The following is a 16,731-nucleotide window of genomic DNA, read 5'->3' as shown; positions in this document are numbered from 1 at the left end:
CATACCGTAAAACCGCCATGAGTCAGGCCACCGGGTATTTCACCCACAGGGATTGCTGGAGACACGAAATGGGCGCCGGCCACCCGGAATGCCCCGAGCGGCTCGATGCCATCGAAGACCGTTTGTTGATCTCCGGGCTGGATGTGGCGCTCGAGCGCCGCGAAGCCACCGCCGCGTCGTTGGCCGACCTCGAACTGGCCCATGGCCGCATGCACCTGGCCTCGTTGCGAGGCCTGTGCGAAGGGCTCAAGGAAGAGATGGCCGCTGGCGGTCCGACACACGCCCAGGTGGACCCCGACACCGCCATCAACACCCACAGCTGGGACGCCATCCTCATGGCCGCGGGCGCCGCCATCGATGCCACCGATGCGGTGATGGCCGGTGAAATGGCCAATGCCTTCTGCGCCGTGCGCCCACCAGGCCATCACGCCACGCGCAACCAGGCGATGGGGTTCTGCTTCGTGAACAACGTGGCCGTGGCCGCCAAGTACGCCCTGGAGCGCCACGGCCTGCAGCGCGTGGCCATCGTCGATTTCGACGTGCACCACGGCAACGGCACCGAGGACATCGTGGCCGGCGACGAGCGCATCCTCATGTGCAGCTTCTACCAGCACCCTTTCTATCCGGTGTGGGACCACTCGAAGGCTGCCAACCTCGTCAATCTGCCGGTGCCGGCCTACACCAAGGGCATGGACATCCGCGAGCTGGTGGACATGATGTGGCTGCCGCGGCTGGAGGCCCACCGGCCGCAGATGATCTTCATCAGCGCCGGCTTCGACGCGCACCGCGAAGACGACATGGGCCAGCTCGGGCTGGTTGAGAGCGATTACAGCTGGATGACCTCCCGCATCAAAGAGGTGGCGCTGCGCCACGCGAAGGGCCGCATCGTGAGTTGCCTGGAAGGCGGCTATGCGCTGAGCGCACTGGGACGCAGCGTGGAAGCGCACCTGCGTGTGCTGGCCGACGTCTGAATGAAGTTTCCTTGATCCATGCCGAATCCATCCCCCAAGCCCATCGATGACATCGGCCTCTGGCTGGCCGGATTCACCCAGCCCACGGTCCTCATGGAACTGGCGGCACTGGCCATCTGCGTCGCACTTTCCCTTGCCATCGTGTGGGCGCTGCGCAATGCCTTGCGCATGCAGGGGGAAAAGACGTCGGTGCTGTTCGGTCGTCGCCTCATCGATGGCGCCATGTTCCCGCTGGTGCTGCTGCTGTTCGCCTATGTGGCGCGCGCTCTGGTGACCAAGCTGATGCCGCTGGCCGCGTTCAAGCTTGCCATTCCGGTGCTGGTCTCGCTGGTGGTCATTCGCGTCGGCGTGAAGGTGTTGCAGGCAGCGTTCACGTCTGCGCCCTGGGTCCGAGCGCTGGAACGCACCATTTCGTGGGTGGCCTGGCTGGCGATGGTGCTGTGGGTCAGTGGACTGCTGCCCGTCGTTCTGGCCGAACTCGACGACATCACCTGGAAAGTGGGGAGCTCCACGCTCACCCTGCGCACGCTGCTCGAAGGCATCATCACCGCCGCTGCCGTCCTGATCCTGTCCCTGTGGGTGTCCTCTGCCATCGAGACTCGGTTGCTGCGCAAGGCCTCTGGCGGCGATCTTTCCATGCGCAAGGCGGTGAGCAACGCCACGCGGGCGCTGCTCCTGTTCGTCGGCCTGATCGTGGCGCTGTCTGCGGTGGGCATCGACCTCACCGCCCTGTCGGTGTTCAGCGGCGCCATAGGTGTGGGGGTGGGCTTTGGCCTGCAGAAGCTGGCGTCGAACTATGTGAGCGGTTTCGTGATCCTGGCCGAGCGTCGCCTGCGGATCGGCGACAACGTGAAGGTGGACAACTTCGAAGGCCGCATCCTCGACATCAACACGCGATACAGCGTGATCCGTGCACCCACGGGTCGGGAGTCGATCGTGCCCAATGAACTGATGGTGATCAACCGCGTTGAGAACCTCTCGACAGCCCTGACGCGGGTGTGGCAGACCACGGTGGTGTCGGTGGCCTACGACAGCGATGTGGAGCGGGTGAGCCAGTGGCTGCTGCAGGCCGTGAGCGAGCAGGACGACGCGCTCAGGGAACCCGCGCCTCAGGCGTCGCTGTCGGCGTTCGGTGCCGACGGGCTGGAGTTCACCGTGGGATACTGGATCAACTCAGGGGATGGGGCCGAACAGCTCAAGCTGCGTTCGCTGGTCAACCGGCGCATCCTGCAACTGCTGCAGGAGAACGGCATTGATCTGCCTTATCCGCAGCGGGTGGTGCACTTGCGCCGAACCCCGCGCGAGGAAACCACTAGCGGTTCATGAGGCTCGGCAGCCAGAGCGAGATGGCTGGAAACGCGATCAGGATGCCCAGGCGAACAATGTCGGCCATCACGAAGGGCCACACACCCTGGAAGATGGACTTCAGTTTCACCAGCGGCAACAGTGCGTTCATGACGAACAGGTTCATCCCCACGGGCGGTGAGATCATCCCGATCTCCACAATGGTGACGATCAGGATGCCGAACCACACGGGATCGAACCCCAGTCCCGTGATGACGGGGAAGAACACCGGGATGGTCAGCAGCACCATGGAGAGCTCCTCCATCACCAGCCCCAGCGCCACGTAGATCGCCATCATCACCACCACCACCATGATGGGGTGGGGGCTGAACTGCAGCAGGAAGTCGCGCAAATCGCCGGGCATGCTGGTGAAGTTCACGAAGCTCGTGAAGATCATGGCGCCGATCAGGATGGTGAACAGCATCGCCGTCGTGCGCGTGCTTTCGACAAGGATGTCCAGAAGCACACGCGGCGTCAGCACGCCTCGGGCGAGTGCAAAGAAAAACGCGCCCGCCGCACCGACGCCAGCGCCCTCCGTGGCCGTGAACACCCCGCCATAGATGCCGCCGATCACCAGCGCGAACAGCAGGCCGACACCCCAGATGCTCCTTACCGCGGCCAACCGCTGCGGCCAGGTGAACTTCTCGGCGCGTGGCCCAGCGGCCGGATCGCGCCAGGTGATGTACATCACGGCCACGCACAGGCAGATGATGGCGACCAGCCCGGGCAGGATGCCCGCGACGAACAGCTTGCCGATGTCGGTCTCGGTGATGATCCCGTAGATGACCAGGATGGTGGATGGCGGGATCAGGATGCCCAGCGTGCCGCCTGAGGCGATGGCGCCCGTGGCAAGCGTGTCCTTGTAGCCATGGCGCTTCATCTCGGGGTACGCCACGCGCGTCATGGTGGCTGCCGTGGCGATGGAGGAGCCGCAGATGCAGCCAAATCCGCCCGAAGCGATGACGCTGGCCATGGCCAGGCCACCCTTGCGGTGGCCCACGAAGGCATTCGCAGCCGTGTACAGCTCGCGGGCCATGCCGGCGCGGGCCACGAGGTTGCCCATCAGGATGAACAGCGGGATGACCGAGAGCACGTAGTGGAAACCGGTCTCGAAAATCACCTGGCTGGTGCTCGCGAACGCAGGCTGCCAGCCCCGCATGAGGCCCAGGCCCACCATGCCCGCGATGGCCATGGCCAGTGCCAGGGGGATGCGCAGGAACGCCATCCCGAAGACCGCGAGAAAGCCCAATGAGGCTTCGATCATGGTGCAGGCTCCTCGAGTTGCGCCGGCGCGGGATGATGGGGCGAAGGCACTGGAACTTCGACGAAGACGAACAGCAGGTGAACGAGGGCCGTGAGCACCAGAAGGCCGGCCATCAGCCAGGCCACGGGGGCGATCGACAGCTGCAGGTAGACCGTGGTGTCGCCGTATTCGGCAAAACGCGTGGCACGTGTCGACATCAAATAGCCCAGGCTCGCGAACGTGAGCGCACAGACCAGATTGACGACGCGTGCCTGGATGCCGCGCACCCAGTCTGGCAGCCAAGCGTCAAGCGAATCGAACACCACATGCTCGTTGCGCCAGGACACCATCGGCAGGGCGCCGAAGATCACGATGACCATGAGGATCTCGGTGATCTCCAGCCCCCCAGGCACCGAGTGGTTGAAGAAGCGCCGGCCGGTCACATCGACCAGCGTGAGCCACATGATGGCGAACAGGGCCATGGCGGCCATGAGCCCGGCAGACCAGCGCAGCATGCGCTCCAGCGTCTTGAGCATGATGTTGATGTCCTGATGTGAAAAGGCCGGCGGGCATGGTGCTCCGCCGGCCTTGAGGGGCAGGCCTCGAGATGCGCGAGCTTACTTCGCCTTGGCGATTTCAGCGCGGAATTCGGCCAGCACCGCCTTGGGATCCTTCAAACCCTTGGCTGAGGCGGCCGCCGCCCACTTGTCCTCGAGTTCACCCTGCTTGGCGGCCACCGCCTTCACGAAGCCTTCATCGGCCTGGGCTCGCACGACACCCTGCGTTTTCTGCAGTTCGCGGCTGGCGGCATCGACCTTGTCCCAGCCTTCGCCGAAGGTGCGTGCGGCGGTTTCTCCCGAGAGCTTGTCCACCACGGCCTTGTCCTGCGCCGAGAGCGCGTCGTACTTCGCCGGGTTCATCATGAAGACGAAGCTGGTGTTGTAGAGGCCGCCGGGGAAGGTGGTGGCGTGCTTGATCATGCTCAGCTTGAACGACGCGATGGATTCATCGGGGAAAAACGTGCCGTCCATGACGCCGGTGGAGAGCAGTTCGAAAGACTCGGGCGCCGGCTTGAGCGTGGTGTTCCAGCCCATCGCCTTGGAGAGCTCGTTGATGTTGCCGCCACCGATGCGGAACTTGAGTTTGCTGGCATCCGCAGCCGACGTGACCGGCTGCTTGGCGTTGAAGATGATGCCCGGGCCATGGGTGAACACCGACAGCACCTTCACGCCGCGGTGCTCGCCCAGAGGTGCAAAGTACTTGTTGTAGATGCGCCAGTAGGCCACCGACGTGGCGGTGGCGCTGTTGCCCAGGAAGGGGAACTCGGCCACCTGCGTGTTGATGAAGCGGCCAGGCGTGTAGCCGTCCACCGTGAAGGAGATGTCAGCCAGACCGTCGCGCACGGCGTCGAAGGTGCCGGGGGCCGCGGCCACAGCCTTGGGCAGGATGTTGCACTTCATCCGGCCCGCGCTGTCCTTCTCCAGTTGGTCGCACCAGGTCTTCTGCGCCATGCTCAGCGTGTGCGCCGGGCCGACCCAGCTGGAGACGGAAAACACGGTCTGGGCCGACGCGGCGCCGCCGAGCAAGGCGGTCGACGAAAGGGCGGCTGCCACGAGCAAACGAAGTTTCATGCAGGATCTCCTGGGAGGGTCGTTGATTACTCAACATAAGCAGTTGAGCATGACCCACTATAGGCGAGCGCCCGCGTTCGCCGCCTCCAGACTTACCCGGATTCGCCGACCGGGTGGTTGGTTAATGGTCATTGCAGCGACAGTCGCCGTGGCGCCGTGTCCAGCCACTACAATGCAAGAAAAAGCACGGTCGTTCGTTTGCATCGGAATGGCACCGATGCCCCGCATACAATGCCCCGTTGACGTTCACGTCAAGTGGCGCCCGTTTCTTCCAATCATCAGGAGCAAAGCAGCATGAAGGTCATCGTCCCCGTCAAGCGCGTGGTGGATTACAACGTCAAGGTACGGGTCAAGAGCGACGGCACCGGCGTGGACATCGCCAACGTCAAGATGAGCATGAACCCCTTTGACGAGATCGCGGTGGAAGAAGCCGTGCGGTTGAAGGAAAAAGGCGTGGTGACCGAGGTGATCGCTGTTTCGTGCGGGGTCACCCAATGTCAGGAAACGCTGCGCACCGCCATGGCCATCGGCGCGGACCGCGCCATCCTGGTGGAGACCTCGGTCGAACTGCAGCCGCTGGCCGTGGCCAAGCTGCTCAAGGCCCTGTTCGACAAGGAGCAACCGGGACTCGTGATCCTGGGCAAGCAGGCCATCGACGACGATTGCAACCAGACCGGCCAGATGCTGGCGGCGCTCGCGGGCCTGCCGCAAGCCACGTTTGCCAGCAAGGTGGAAGTGGCCGATGGCAAGGCCAGCGTGACGCGCGAAGTGGATGGCGGCCTGGAGACACTGTCCATCACGCTGCCGGCGGTGGTCACCACGGATTTGCGGCTGAACGAGCCGCGTTACGTGACGCTGCCCAACATCATGAAGGCCAAGAAGAAGCAGCTCGACATCGTCAAGCCCGAAGACCTCGGGGTGGATGTGACGCCGCGCATCAAGACGCTCAAGGTCAGCGAGCCGCCCAAGCGCGGCGCGGGCATCAAGGTGCCCGACGTGGCCACCCTCGTTGAAAAACTCAAGAATGAAGCCAAGGTGATCTGACATGACCGCACTCGTTATTGCCGAACACGACAACGCCTCCGTCAAGGGCGCCACGCTCAATACCGTCGCCGCCGCTGCCCAGTGCGGTGGTGATGTGCACATCCTCATCGCTGGCCACAACGCCGGCCCCGCCGCCGCGGCCGCCGCGCAGATCGCCGGCGTGGCCAAGGTGATCCACGCCGACGCCCCTGGCTTCGAACACGGCCTGGCCGAGAACACCGCAGCGCAGGTGCTGGCCATCGCATCGAACTACAGCCACATCCTGTTCCCGGCCACCGCCAGCGGCAAGAACGTGGCGCCCCGCGTGGCCGCCGCGCTGGACGTGGCCCAGGTCTCCGACATCACCAAGGTGATCAGCGCCGACACCTTCGAGCGCCCGATCTACGCCGGCAATGCGATTGCCACCGTGCAGGCGCAGGACGCCACCAAGGTGATCACCGTGCGCACCACGGGCTTTGACCCGGCCGCTGCCACGGGTGGCAGCGCCGCGGTGGAGACCGCCACGGCCGCAGCCGACGAGGGCAAGAGCAAGTTCGTGGGCAGCGAGATCGCCAAGAGCGACCGTCCCGAACTCACCGCCGCCAAGATCATCGTCTCGGGTGGCCGTGCGCTGGGCAGCGCCGAGAAGTTCAACGACGTCATGACGCCGCTGGCCGACAAGCTCGGCGCCGCGCTCGGTGCCAGCCGTGCAGCGGTGGACGCCGGCTACGCGCCCAACGACTGGCAGGTCGGCCAGACCGGCAAGATCGTGGCGCCGCAGCTCTACATCGCTGCGGGTATCTCGGGCGCCATCCAGCACCTGGCCGGCATGAAGGATTCCAAGGTGATCGTGGCGATCAACAAGGACCCCGAGGCACCGATCTTCTCGGTCGCCGACTACGGCCTGGAGGCCGATCTCTTCGAGGCTGTGCCCGAGCTGATCAAGGCGCTCTGAGCCCTCTGATCAACGCAAGGGCATCGTTCGCGATGCCCTTGTTGCATCTGCACCCGTGAATCCTGTGGAGACATTGCCATGAGCTACATCGCCCCTCTCAAAGACATGCTGTTCGACATCGAACACCTGGCGCGCATCGACCAGGTGGCGCAGATGCCGGGCTTTGAGGACGCCGGTCTGGAAACGGCCCAGGCCGTGCTGGAGGAGTGCGCCAGGCTCAACCAGGATGTGATCGCCCCGTTGAACTGGGAAGGTGACAAGAATCCTTCGTCCTTCAAGGACGGCAAGGTCACCACCACGCCCGGATTCAAGGACGCATTCAAGCAGTACGCCGAAGGCGGCTGGCAGGGCCTGCAGCATCCCACCGACTTCGGTGGACAGGGCCTGCCCAAGACCATTGGCGCGGCCTGCGGTGAAATCCTCAACAGCGCCAACATGAGCTTTGCGCTGTGCCCCTTGCTCACCGACGGCGCGATCGAGGCACTGATCACCGCCGGCAGCGACGAACTCAAGGCGATCTACCTGGAGAAGCTGGTGAGCGGGCAATGGACCGGCACCATGAATCTGACCGAGCCGCAGGCCGGATCCGATCTCGCGGCGGTGCGCAGCCGCGCCGAGCCACAGCCCGACGGTACCTACAAGGTGTTCGGCACCAAGATCTTCATCACCTATGGTGAGCACGACATGGCCGAGAACATCGTGCACCTGGTGCTCGCGCGTGTCACCGGCGCGCCCGAAGGCGTGAAAGGCATCAGCCTGTTCGTGGTGCCGAAATTCATGGTGAACCAGGACGGCTCGATCGGTGAACGCAACGACGTGCACTGCGTCAGCATCGAGCACAAGATGGGCATCAAGGCCAGCCCCACTGCGGTGCTCCAGTATGGCGATCACGGTGGCGCTGTCGGCTACATCGTGGGCCAGGAAAACCGCGGCCTGGAGTACATGTTCATCATGATGAACGCAGCTCGCTACGCCGTGGGCGTGCAGGGCATCGCCATTGCCGAGCGGGCCTACCAGAAAGCCGTGGCCTACGCGAAGGACCGCGTGCAGAGCCGCCCGGTGGATGGCTCGCTGAGCGCGGCCGCGCCCATCATCCACCACCCCGATGTGAAGCGCATGCTGATGACCATGCGCGCTTCCACAGAGGGCTGCCGCGCCATGGCGGCCGTGGCCGCAGCCGCCTACGACGCCTCGCACCATCACCCGGATGCCGAGGTGCGCAAGCAGAACGCGACCTTCTACGAATTCCTCGTGCCGCTGGTCAAGGGCTACAGCACCGAGATGAGCATGGAAGTGACCAGCCTGGGCGTGCAGGTGCACGGCGGCATGGGCTTCATCGAGGAAACCGGCGCGGCCCAGTACTACCGCGACGCCAAGATCCTCACCATCTACGAAGGCACGACGGCCATCCAGGCCAACGACCTCGTGGGCCGCAAGACCTCGCGCGACGGCGGCATGGCGGCCAAGGCGATTGCCGCGCAGATCGAGCAGACCGAAAAGGAACTCGGCGCTGGCAGCGCCCAGGCGCAAGCCGTGGGCAAGCGCCTGGCAGCCGCACGCGAGGCCTTCGTGGACGTGGTGGAGTTCATCGCGGCCAACACGCGAAGCAACCCCAACGCGGCCTTTGCCGGCAGCGTGCCCTACCTCATGCTGGCGGGCAATCTCATCGCGGGCTGGCAGATGGCGCGCGCGCTTCTGGTGGCCGAGGATCTGTCCGCCAAGGGACAGGACGTCGCTTTCATGCAGGCCAAGATCACCACCGCTCGCTTCTACGCCGACCACATCCTCAGCCGCGCTCCCGGCGTGCGCGATGCCATCGTGGATGGCGCCGACGCCGTGACCGCGCTGGCCATCGAATCGTTCTGAACCGAACCCTCATCGGAGACCCCATGACCGCACCCGCCCGCAGCCTGCCGCCCGTCCTGAAGAACCTGAAATTCCCTGTGATCGGTTCGCCGCTGTTCATCATCAGCAACCCCAAGCTCGTCATTGCCCAGTGCAAGGCCGGCGTGGTGGGCGCCATGCCGGCGTTGAACGCACGTCCGGCATCGCAGCTTGACGAGTGGCTGGCCGAGATCACCGAGGCGCTGGCGGCGCACGACAAGGCCAACCCCGACAACAAGGCCGCGCCCTTCGCCATCAACCAGATCGTTCACAAGAGCAACGACCGGCTGGAGCAGGACATGGCGCTGTGTGCCAAGTACAAGGTGCCGATCGTCATCACCAGCCTGGGTGCGCGCGAAGACGTGAACCAGGGCGTGCACAGCTGGGGCGGCATCGTGCTGCACGACGTGATCAACAACGTGTTCGCGCACAAGGCGATCGAGAAGGGTGCCGATGGCCTGATCCCCGTGGCGGCCGGTGCGGGTGGCCACGCCAGTGTGAAAAGCCCGTTTGCCATGGTGCAGGAAATCCGCGAGTGGTTTGGTGGCCCCATTGCGCTCTCGGGCGCCATCGCCTCGGGCGGCGCGATCCTGGCCGCGCAAGCCATGGGCGCCGACCTCGCCTACATCGGCTCGGCCTTCATCGCCACCGAGGAGGCGCGCGCCGTGGATGGCTACAAGGAAATGATCACCCAGTCGAATTCCGACGACATCGTCTACAGCAACTTCTACACCGGCATCCACGGAAACTACCTCAAGGGCAGCATCAAGAACGCCGGCATGGACCCGGACAACCTGCCGCAGAGCGACCCGAGCAAGATGAACTTCGCGACCGGCGAAGGCGCGAACGCCGCCAAGGCCTGGCGCGACATCTGGGGTTGCGGCCAGGGCATTGGCGCCATCCACGAGGTGATGCCGGCGGCCGATCTGGTGGCGCGCTTCAAGCGCGAGTACGCAGACGCCAAGGCCCGCATCTGCGCGGGCTGAGCGCGCGGCTCAGGGCCTGGGCCCGTTCCTGAACCAGTTGCCCAGCGAGTCGAACATCTTGCCTAGGTCGCCCGCGAAGGTTCGGGCGTACTCCACACCGCGCTCATCGGAAATGGCGGAGACCCAGCCGCCTTCGGCCCATTCGGCGTAGAGCCAGTCATCGCCTTCGCGCACCAGCCCAGGCGGCGGCGCAGGCGCCGGTGCCACCGGCACACCCTTCAGGGCGGCGCCCATGAAGTCGATCCAGATCGGCAGCGCCAGCCGTCCACCCGATTCCGCGCCCCCCAGGCCGCGCGGCTGGTCGTAGCCCATCCAGACGGCAGTGGCCAGGGTGGGTTGGTAACCGGCGAACCACGCGTCCACCGCGTCGTTGGTGGTGCCGGTCTTGCCATAGAGATCGCTGCGCTTGAGGGTGGCCTGCGCGCGAGCGGCCGTGCCGGTGCGGGTGACGTCGTTGAGCAGGCTGGACACCACAAACGCGTTGCGCGCGGGGATGACGCGGTTCTCCTCCGTCAGCGCAGCGGCGGGCGGCTCTTCGAACAACACCTTGCCCTGGGCGTCGGTGATCTTCTCGATCACCACCGGGGACACGCCCCAGCCGCCGTTGGCCAGCGTGGCGTAGGCCTGTGCCATCTGCAGCGGCGTGGCGCTGCCCGTGCCGAGCGCCAGGGTCAGGTTGTCGGGCTGCCGGGCAGGGTCGAGGCCGAAGCGCCCGGTCCAGTCGCGCGCCGCCTGCGTGCCGGTGTGCTGGAGCACCCGAACGCTGGCCAGGTTGCTTGACCGCGCGATGGCTTCGCGGACCGACATCGGGCCGGAAAACTCGTGGTTGCTGTTCTTCGGGCTCCAGCCGTTGGCGGCGGTGAAGGGCAGGTCGTCCACCATCGTGGCGGGCATCACGCGCGATTCGAGTGCGGCCGAGTACAGCAAAGGCTTGAGTGCCGAACCTGGCTGGCGCCAGCCCTGGGTGACGTGGTTGAACGGCTGGCGGGTGAAGTCGAAGCCACCCACGAGCGCGCGCACGCGGCCTGTCTTCGGGTCCATGGCGACCAGCGCAGCCTCGGCTTCAGGCCATTGGGAAATGGCCCACACCGCACCCGCCTTGGTCTTGCCACTGGTGGTCACGCGCATGATGGACCCGCGCTCGATCTTCAGCGGTGCCTTGGCCTTGGCGTCCAGGCCGCGCTGTGCCCAGCGCAGGCCTTCCCCTTGCACCGTCACGCGTTCGCCGCTGGTGAGCTGCACCTGCAGCGCCTTGGGGCTGGCGGCGAGCACGATGCCCACGCGCAGGGTTTCGTCGTCGCGGTGGTCCTTCAGCGCCTCGGCGGCGGCGCGCTCCAGCTCCGCACCGTCCTTCGCGGGCAAGGCCTCCTGGTCTTCCGGTCCGCGCCAGGGGCCACGGCGGTCGAACGCCAGCACGCCGCGCTGCACGGCCGAGTGGGCCGCGCGCTGGTCTGCAGCGCGCAGGGAGGTCGTGACCTTGATGCCGCTCGAATACGCTTCCGTGCCGAAACGCTCCACCACGGCGCGGCGCGCCATTTCGGCCACGTGTGCGGCATGCACGCTGCGCAGGCCGGGCTGGCGGATCACGAGCTTTTCCGCCTTCGCCGCGGCGAGCTGCTGGTCGTTGATCGCGTCCACCGCCCGCATGCGGGCGAGCACCACGCGCTGGCGCTGCGTGGCGCGCGCGAGGTTGGCCACCGGGTTGGCGTAGTAGGGGTTCTGCGGAAGGCCGGCGAGCATGGCCGTCTCGGCGAGTGAGAGCTTGTCCAGCGGCTTGCCGAAATAGATCTGCGCCGCGGCGGCAAAGCCATAGGCGCGCTGGCCCAGGAAAATTTCATTCAGGTAGATCTCCAGGATGCGGTCCTTGGAGATCTCTTGTTCGAGCTTGAGCGCCAGCCAGATTTCCTTGGCCTTGCGCTCTGCGGAGAATTCGCGCGTGAGCAGCATGGTGCGAACCAGCTGCTGTGTGATGGTGGACGCGCCCTGACGCTGCCCGCCGGTGATGGCCGCCACCAGCGCGCGCGCCATGCCTTTGGGGTCCACGCCCGAGTGCTCGCGGAAACGCGCGTCCTCCACCGCCAGCACCGCGTCCTGCAGCCGCCGCGGCATGCGCGAGAGCGGCACGTATTCACGCCGCTCGGTGCCGAACTGTGCGATCTCGACGCCGTCGGCGGTGAACACCTGCAGCGGCAGCTTGGGCTGGTAGTTGACGATGCGGTCCAGCGGCGGCAGGTCGAAGGTCGACGCCTGTGTGGGCAGCACGGAGAAAGTGGCGGCAACCAGGGTGAGGCCCAGAAGCGCGCGCCGGAAGTAGAGCGCAAACATGGAGGCAAATTGTCACGGATGGGTGTGAAGCGCGTGTGCACTGGCCAAGGTGGCAAGGTAACCAGCTGTGTCCGCTTAAGATGGCGCCCTTCAACGACCGTGACCTCACCCATGCGCAAGCGCATCCTGCTGCTGGAAGACGAACAGGCCATTGCCGACACGCTGATCTATGCGCTGCAGAGCGAAGGCTTCGAGGTGCGGCACGTGCGCCTGGTGGGCGAGGCGCTCAAGGCCTGGGAAGACGAGCCGCCCGATCTCGCCGTGCTGGACGTGGGACTGCCGGACGGCAGCGGTCTCGATGTGTGCCGTGCCATCCGCAAGACCAGCGAACTCCCGATCATTTTTCTGAGCGCGCGCCACGAAGAGATCGACCGAGTGCTGGGGCTTGAACTCGGGGCCGACGACTACGTCGTCAAGCCCTTTTCGCCGAGGGAAGTGGTGGCCCGCGTGCGCGCCATCCTTCGGCGCAGTGGCTCGATCGGCGGGCCGCCCGCCCCGGTGCCCGGCCCGGATGCCCTGGTGCTGGACGAAGCTGCCCAGCGCATCGCCTGCATGGGCAGCGTGCTTGCGCTCACGCGCTACGAATTCCAGTTGCTCGCCACGCTGATGCGTCGGCCCGAGCGCATCTTCTCGCGTTCCGAACTCATGGACCTTGTGTGGGGTGGCGCTGCTGACACGTCGGACCGCACGGTGGACGCGCACGTGAAGCTGGTGCGTGCCAAGTTGCGCGATCGCGGACTGAGGGAAGATGTGATCCAGACCCATCGCAACATGGGTTATTCCATCCGTCGCACCGGCTGAACCCATGCGCATCGGCCTGCGCCTGCTTCTGGGCTTTTTCCTGATCCTGGGACTGGCGCTGTTCGTGGTGCTGAGTGTGTTCGTGCAAGAGGTCAAGCCGGGCACGCGCCAGGCCATGGAAGACAGCCTGGTGGACGCGGCGTACACACTCGCTCGAATCGCGGCGCCCGACATGAAGGCGGGCATCATCGCCACCGGTGGCTTTGCCCAGGCCCTCAGCGATCTTTCCGAGGTGAATCCTCAGGCCAGCATCTGGGGCTTTCGCAAGGAGCGAATCGATTACCGCATCACCGTCACCGACGCCCAGGGGATGGTCCGCTTCGACACCAGGCCGGAGGCGATCGGCCAGGACTTCTCGCGCTGGAACGATGTGAGCCGTGCACTGCGCGGCGAATACGGTGCCCGTTCAAGCCCTGCCAACCCCTACGCGCCCGACACCGCCACGGTCATGCACGTGGCCGCACCCATCCGCGATGGCGACCGCATCATCGGTGCGCTGTCTGTCTCGCGGCCCAACGATCGCCTCGAGCCCTACATCGAGCGCAGCCAGCAACGCATCCTTCGATGGTCGTGGGCCTTGCTGGGTCTTTCTCTCGCCATTGGCCTGTTGTTCAGCTGGTGGATCGCGCATTCGCTCTCTCGCTTGCGTGGCTACGCCAATGCGGTCGCGCGCGGAGACCGCGTTGCCATGCCGGTGCTGGGGCGTCTTTCAGGCAGCACCGAGTTCAGCGAGCTGGCGCAATCGCTGGAGCAGATGCGGCTGCGGCTCGAGGACAAGGCGTACGTGGAGAGCTATGTCCACACGCTCACGCACGAACTCAAGAGTCCACTCGCCGCCATCCGGGGAGCCGCCGAGCTGCTGCAGGAAGATCTGCCACCAGACGACCGACGCCGTTTCGCCGGGCACATCCATCGCCAGGCCGAGCGGCTTCGCCTGCTGGTGGACAAGTTGCTCGAACTCGCCCACATCGAGCAGATGCGTGGACTGGCCGCGCGCGAAACCGTGGACCTGAGTGCGCTCACGCGCGAACTGCTGCAACGCATGGAGCCTGGCCTGCGGATCAAGGCACTGCGCGTGCATGACGACCTGGGGCAAGCCGTGCAGGTGCAGGGTGACGCCTTCCTGATCGGACAAGGCTTGCAGAACCTGCTGGACAATGCGATGGACTTTTCTCCGCCCGGGGGCCAGATCTGGCTGCGCCTGCACCGGGATGGCGAATACGTGGAATGGTCGGTGCGCGATGAAGGACCGGGCATTCCCGACTACGCGCTCGATCGCATCTTTGAACGCTTCTATTCCCTGCCACGCGGTGAAGGGCAGGACAAGGGTTCGGGCCTGGGCCTGTGCCTGGTGCGGGAAGTGTGCGACCTGCACGGAGGCCAGCTTGTCATCGGCAATGCCATCCCGCCGCCGGGGTGCGAGGCTCGCTGGCGATTGCCGATCTGAAGCCGTTTCACGCCGGCTTCACAAATTTCCGCTGCACCGCACACTGGATGCACGGGTGTTGATGAGACTGCGGGTGTCGTCAACACGGAGCCCGACTTGAACAAATACCCCTTGCTGAGCAAAGTGCTGGTCATCGGATTGCTGATGATGCTGCTCTCGATTCCCTTGATGATGGTGCGCGAAGTGATCCAGGAGCGCAGCCAGAACCGCGAGACCGCGGTCGCCGAAGTGGCTCGCGCCCATGCAGGCGCCCAGACAGTCACCGGGCCGGTGCTCTACGTGCCGTACACAGAGACTTTCTTGCGCACCGTGCCGGTGGGCGACAGCGGCCTCACGCGCGAAGAGCGTGTGACGCAGAGCCACGTGGCCATCCGCTTTCCGGTTCGAATGGATACGCGGGCGCGCCTGACCACAGAGACACGCTGGCGCGGCATCTTTCACATCACGGTCTACACCAGTTCGCAGGAAAGCCAGGGTCGATTCGTCTGGAGCGACGTGCAGCCCAGAGAGAAGGGTGGTCAGATCGCGCTGGGGCAACCGCGTGTGCTGATGGGTGTGGGCGACCTGCGTGGCCTGCTCAGTGCGCCGCAGTTGAAGGTGGGCGGTCGTGTGCTTGCGGTGGTTCCGACCCTGTCCGCCCAACGCATGCCTTTGCCCCTGGGTGCGCCGGTCGACGCCGCCTCGCTCCGGGCGGGTGAAGCCTTGACGTTCGAACTGCGGATGGAACTGGCCGGCACGGGCCGCATCGGCTGGGTGCCGCTTGCGGATGAGAACAGCGTGCACCTGCAGTCGTCGTGGCCACATCCCAGCTTTGGCGGTGATTTCCTGCCGCGTTCGCGCAGTGTGGGCCCCCAAGGTTTCGAGGCGCAGTGGAACGTGACCTCGCTGTCTGCCCAGGCACAGCAGCAGTTCCTGCAGCCAGTCGACAAGGCGCACGTGCTGGAAGGCTTTTCGGTGTCGCTGGACCATCCGGTGGACGTCTACCGCATGACCGAGCGCGCGACCAAGTACGCCATGATGTTCGTCGTGCTCACGTTCGCCGCGTTCTTCGTGCTGGAGATGGTGCGCCAGTGGCGCATCCACCCCATGCAATACCTCATGATCGGCGCTGCGCTGGTGCTTTTCTTCCTGCTGTTGCTCTCACTCGCCGAGCACATGGATTTCGTGTGGGCCTACACGGTGGCGAGCTCCGCTTGCATCGGGCTGCTGGCGCACTACCTGCGCCATGTGCTGGGAGGCTGGCGGCCGGGCCTGGCCATGAGTGGCCTGCTCGTCGCGTTGTACGGCGTGCTCTACGGCATCCTCGTTTCGGAAGACAACGCCCTGATGATGGGCTCGTTGCTGCTCTTCGGTGTGCTCGCCGCCATCATGGTCGCCACCCGCCAGGTGGACTGGTACAGCGTGATGGGATCGCCGCCGCCTCAGGCGCCTTCGATGGCGAACAACGTGCCCGTGGACGCGCGTTGACGGATGGCGACCAGTCGCTGGTACTCCGGCGACTGGTAGAAGGCCTGCAGGTGCGCCATGTCGGGAAACTCCAGGATCACCTGGCGCTGAGGATTGCCGTCGCCCTCCAGCACGGTCACGGCGCCGCCACGCACCAGGAATTTGCCGCCATGTGCCGCGAGCACGCTGGGGACGTCCTTTCGGTAGGTCTCGTAGAGCGCGGGGTCGGTGATCTGGACATTGGCGTAGATGTAGGCAGCCATGGGGTTGGTCTCCTGTGGGAAAGGTGGGCATCAATGGAAGAAACGGCGGTCGCGGCGCAAGGCTGCCCAGGTCCACGCGCCGCCAGCGGCGTCGATCACGCCGAACAGCGCCAGCATGGGCGGGGCGAACCCCTTGACCACCAGCCCCGAAAAGGCCAGCAGCGCGAACACGCGCGTGGCCACCGAGGCGGCAAAGAAAGGGCGGGCTTCGCTCGCGGCGGCGTACCAGTAGTACCAGCCGAGGTTGAACACCACGACGCCCAGCACGCGGATCCACACTTCGTTCGTGGGCGCGAAGCCGAAGATCGAGAGCATGAGGTTGGGGACAAACACCAGCGACGCGCCGAGCGCCACCAGGTAGACCGCAAACGCCTTGATCGTGAAAGCTGCATGGGACATGGGAGCCTCCTGC

General features: G+C 65.4%; 15 protein-coding genes. 9 read left to right on the top strand and 6 right to left on the bottom strand.

Going from position 1 to position 16,731, the window contains the following annotated elements; translation table 11 throughout:
* Positions 1 to 17 precede the first annotated feature (17 nt).
* The gene (locus ACTIEY_RS00595; protein WP_439517204.1) at positions 18 to 971 is read left to right on the top strand and encodes a histone deacetylase family protein; all 954 of its coding nucleotides are present in this window, start codon (positions 18 to 20) and stop codon (positions 969 to 971) included.
* 18 nt (positions 972 to 989) lie between these two features.
* Positions 990 to 2,297 carry a mechanosensitive ion channel family protein gene (locus tag ACTIEY_RS00590; protein WP_439517203.1) on the top strand — a complete coding sequence of 436 codons (1,308 nt, stop codon included), beginning with the start codon at positions 990 to 992 and terminating at the stop codon, positions 2,295 to 2,297.
* Here the strand turns inward: ACTIEY_RS00590 and ACTIEY_RS00585 are convergent.
* The 3 genes from ACTIEY_RS00585 to ACTIEY_RS00575 form a co-directional block, all read right to left on the bottom strand.
* Entirely contained in the window at positions 2,284 to 3,579 is a 1,296-nt protein-coding gene (locus ACTIEY_RS00585; RefSeq protein ID WP_439517202.1) for a TRAP transporter large permease, read from the bottom strand. The two genes, ACTIEY_RS00590 and ACTIEY_RS00585, sit on opposite strands and share 14 nt — an antisense overlap.
* Entirely contained in the window at positions 3,576 to 4,094 is a 519-nt protein-coding gene (locus ACTIEY_RS00580; protein WP_439517201.1) for a TRAP transporter small permease, read from the bottom strand. The genes ACTIEY_RS00585 and ACTIEY_RS00580 overlap by 4 nt, the downstream gene beginning before the upstream one ends.
* A gap of 81 nt (positions 4,095 to 4,175) precedes the next feature.
* Positions 4,176 to 5,189 (bottom strand): TRAP transporter substrate-binding protein, encoded by a 1,014-nt coding sequence (locus ACTIEY_RS00575; RefSeq protein ID WP_439517200.1) that lies wholly within the window; start codon positions 5,187 to 5,189, stop codon positions 4,176 to 4,178.
* A gap of 294 nt (positions 5,190 to 5,483) precedes the next feature.
* On the opposite strand from ACTIEY_RS00575, the gene ACTIEY_RS00570 reads away from it, so the two are divergent.
* From ACTIEY_RS00570 to ACTIEY_RS00555, 4 genes are all read left to right on the top strand, one after another.
* Positions 5,484 to 6,233: an electron transfer flavoprotein subunit beta/FixA family protein gene (locus ACTIEY_RS00570; RefSeq protein WP_439517199.1), complete on the top strand. Its 750-nt coding sequence runs from the start codon at positions 5,484 to 5,486 to the stop codon at positions 6,231 to 6,233.
* 1 nt (position 6,234) lies between these two features.
* Positions 6,235 to 7,167, top strand: a complete 933-nt coding sequence (locus ACTIEY_RS00565) for an electron transfer flavoprotein subunit alpha/FixB family protein (RefSeq protein WP_439517198.1) — start codon at positions 6,235 to 6,237, stop codon at positions 7,165 to 7,167.
* Between the two features lie 78 nt (positions 7,168 to 7,245).
* Positions 7,246 to 9,033: an acyl-CoA dehydrogenase gene (locus ACTIEY_RS00560; RefSeq protein ID WP_439517197.1), complete on the top strand. Its 1,788-nt coding sequence runs from the start codon at positions 7,246 to 7,248 to the stop codon at positions 9,031 to 9,033.
* Positions 9,034 to 9,056: 23 nt separating this feature from the next.
* The gene (locus ACTIEY_RS00555; RefSeq protein WP_439517196.1) at positions 9,057 to 10,037 is read left to right on the top strand and encodes an NAD(P)H-dependent flavin oxidoreductase; all 981 of its coding nucleotides are present in this window, start codon (positions 9,057 to 9,059) and stop codon (positions 10,035 to 10,037) included.
* A 9-nt stretch (positions 10,038 to 10,046) separates the two neighbouring features.
* Here ACTIEY_RS00555 and ACTIEY_RS00550 read toward each other — a convergent pair whose 3' ends face one another.
* The gene (locus tag ACTIEY_RS00550) at positions 10,047 to 12,362 is read right to left on the bottom strand and encodes a penicillin-binding protein 1A (RefSeq protein WP_439517195.1); all 2,316 of its coding nucleotides are present in this window, start codon (positions 12,360 to 12,362) and stop codon (positions 10,047 to 10,049) included.
* A gap of 111 nt (positions 12,363 to 12,473) precedes the next feature.
* Here ACTIEY_RS00550 and creB point away from each other — a divergent pair, with 111 nt between their 5' ends.
* The 3 genes from creB to creD all read left to right on the top strand — a co-directional run bounded on the left by creB (position 12,474) and on the right by creD (position 16,077).
* A complete protein-coding gene (creB, locus tag ACTIEY_RS00545; protein WP_439518247.1) occupies positions 12,474 to 13,163 on the top strand; it encodes a two-component system response regulator CreB in 690 nt (229 codons plus the stop codon).
* 4 nt (positions 13,164 to 13,167) lie between these two features.
* Entirely contained in the window at positions 13,168 to 14,610 is a 1,443-nt protein-coding gene (gene creC, locus ACTIEY_RS00540; protein ID WP_439517194.1) for a two-component system sensor histidine kinase CreC, read from the top strand.
* Positions 14,611 to 14,706: 96 nt separating this feature from the next.
* Positions 14,707 to 16,077, top strand: coding sequence for a cell envelope integrity protein CreD (gene creD, locus ACTIEY_RS00535; protein ID WP_439517193.1), 1,371 nt, complete (start codon positions 14,707 to 14,709; stop codon positions 16,075 to 16,077).
* Here creD and ACTIEY_RS00530 read toward each other — a convergent pair.
* Positions 16,032 to 16,319: a DUF1330 domain-containing protein gene (locus ACTIEY_RS00530; RefSeq protein WP_439517192.1), complete on the bottom strand. Its 288-nt coding sequence runs from the start codon at positions 16,317 to 16,319 to the stop codon at positions 16,032 to 16,034. The genes creD and ACTIEY_RS00530 overlap by 46 nt on opposite strands.
* Positions 16,320 to 16,349: 30 nt before the next feature.
* The gene (locus tag ACTIEY_RS00525) at positions 16,350 to 16,718 is read right to left on the bottom strand and encodes a hypothetical protein (protein WP_439517191.1); all 369 of its coding nucleotides are present in this window, start codon (positions 16,716 to 16,718) and stop codon (positions 16,350 to 16,352) included.
* Positions 16,719 to 16,731: the final 13 nt, after the last annotated feature.

This window comes from Hydrogenophaga sp., assembly GCF_051858985.1.
Classification (GTDB): Bacteria; Pseudomonadota; Gammaproteobacteria; order Burkholderiales; family Burkholderiaceae_C; genus Hydrogenophaga.
The sequence above is the reverse complement of the archived record's forward strand: the minus strand, read 5'-3'. Positions and strand labels throughout refer to the sequence as shown.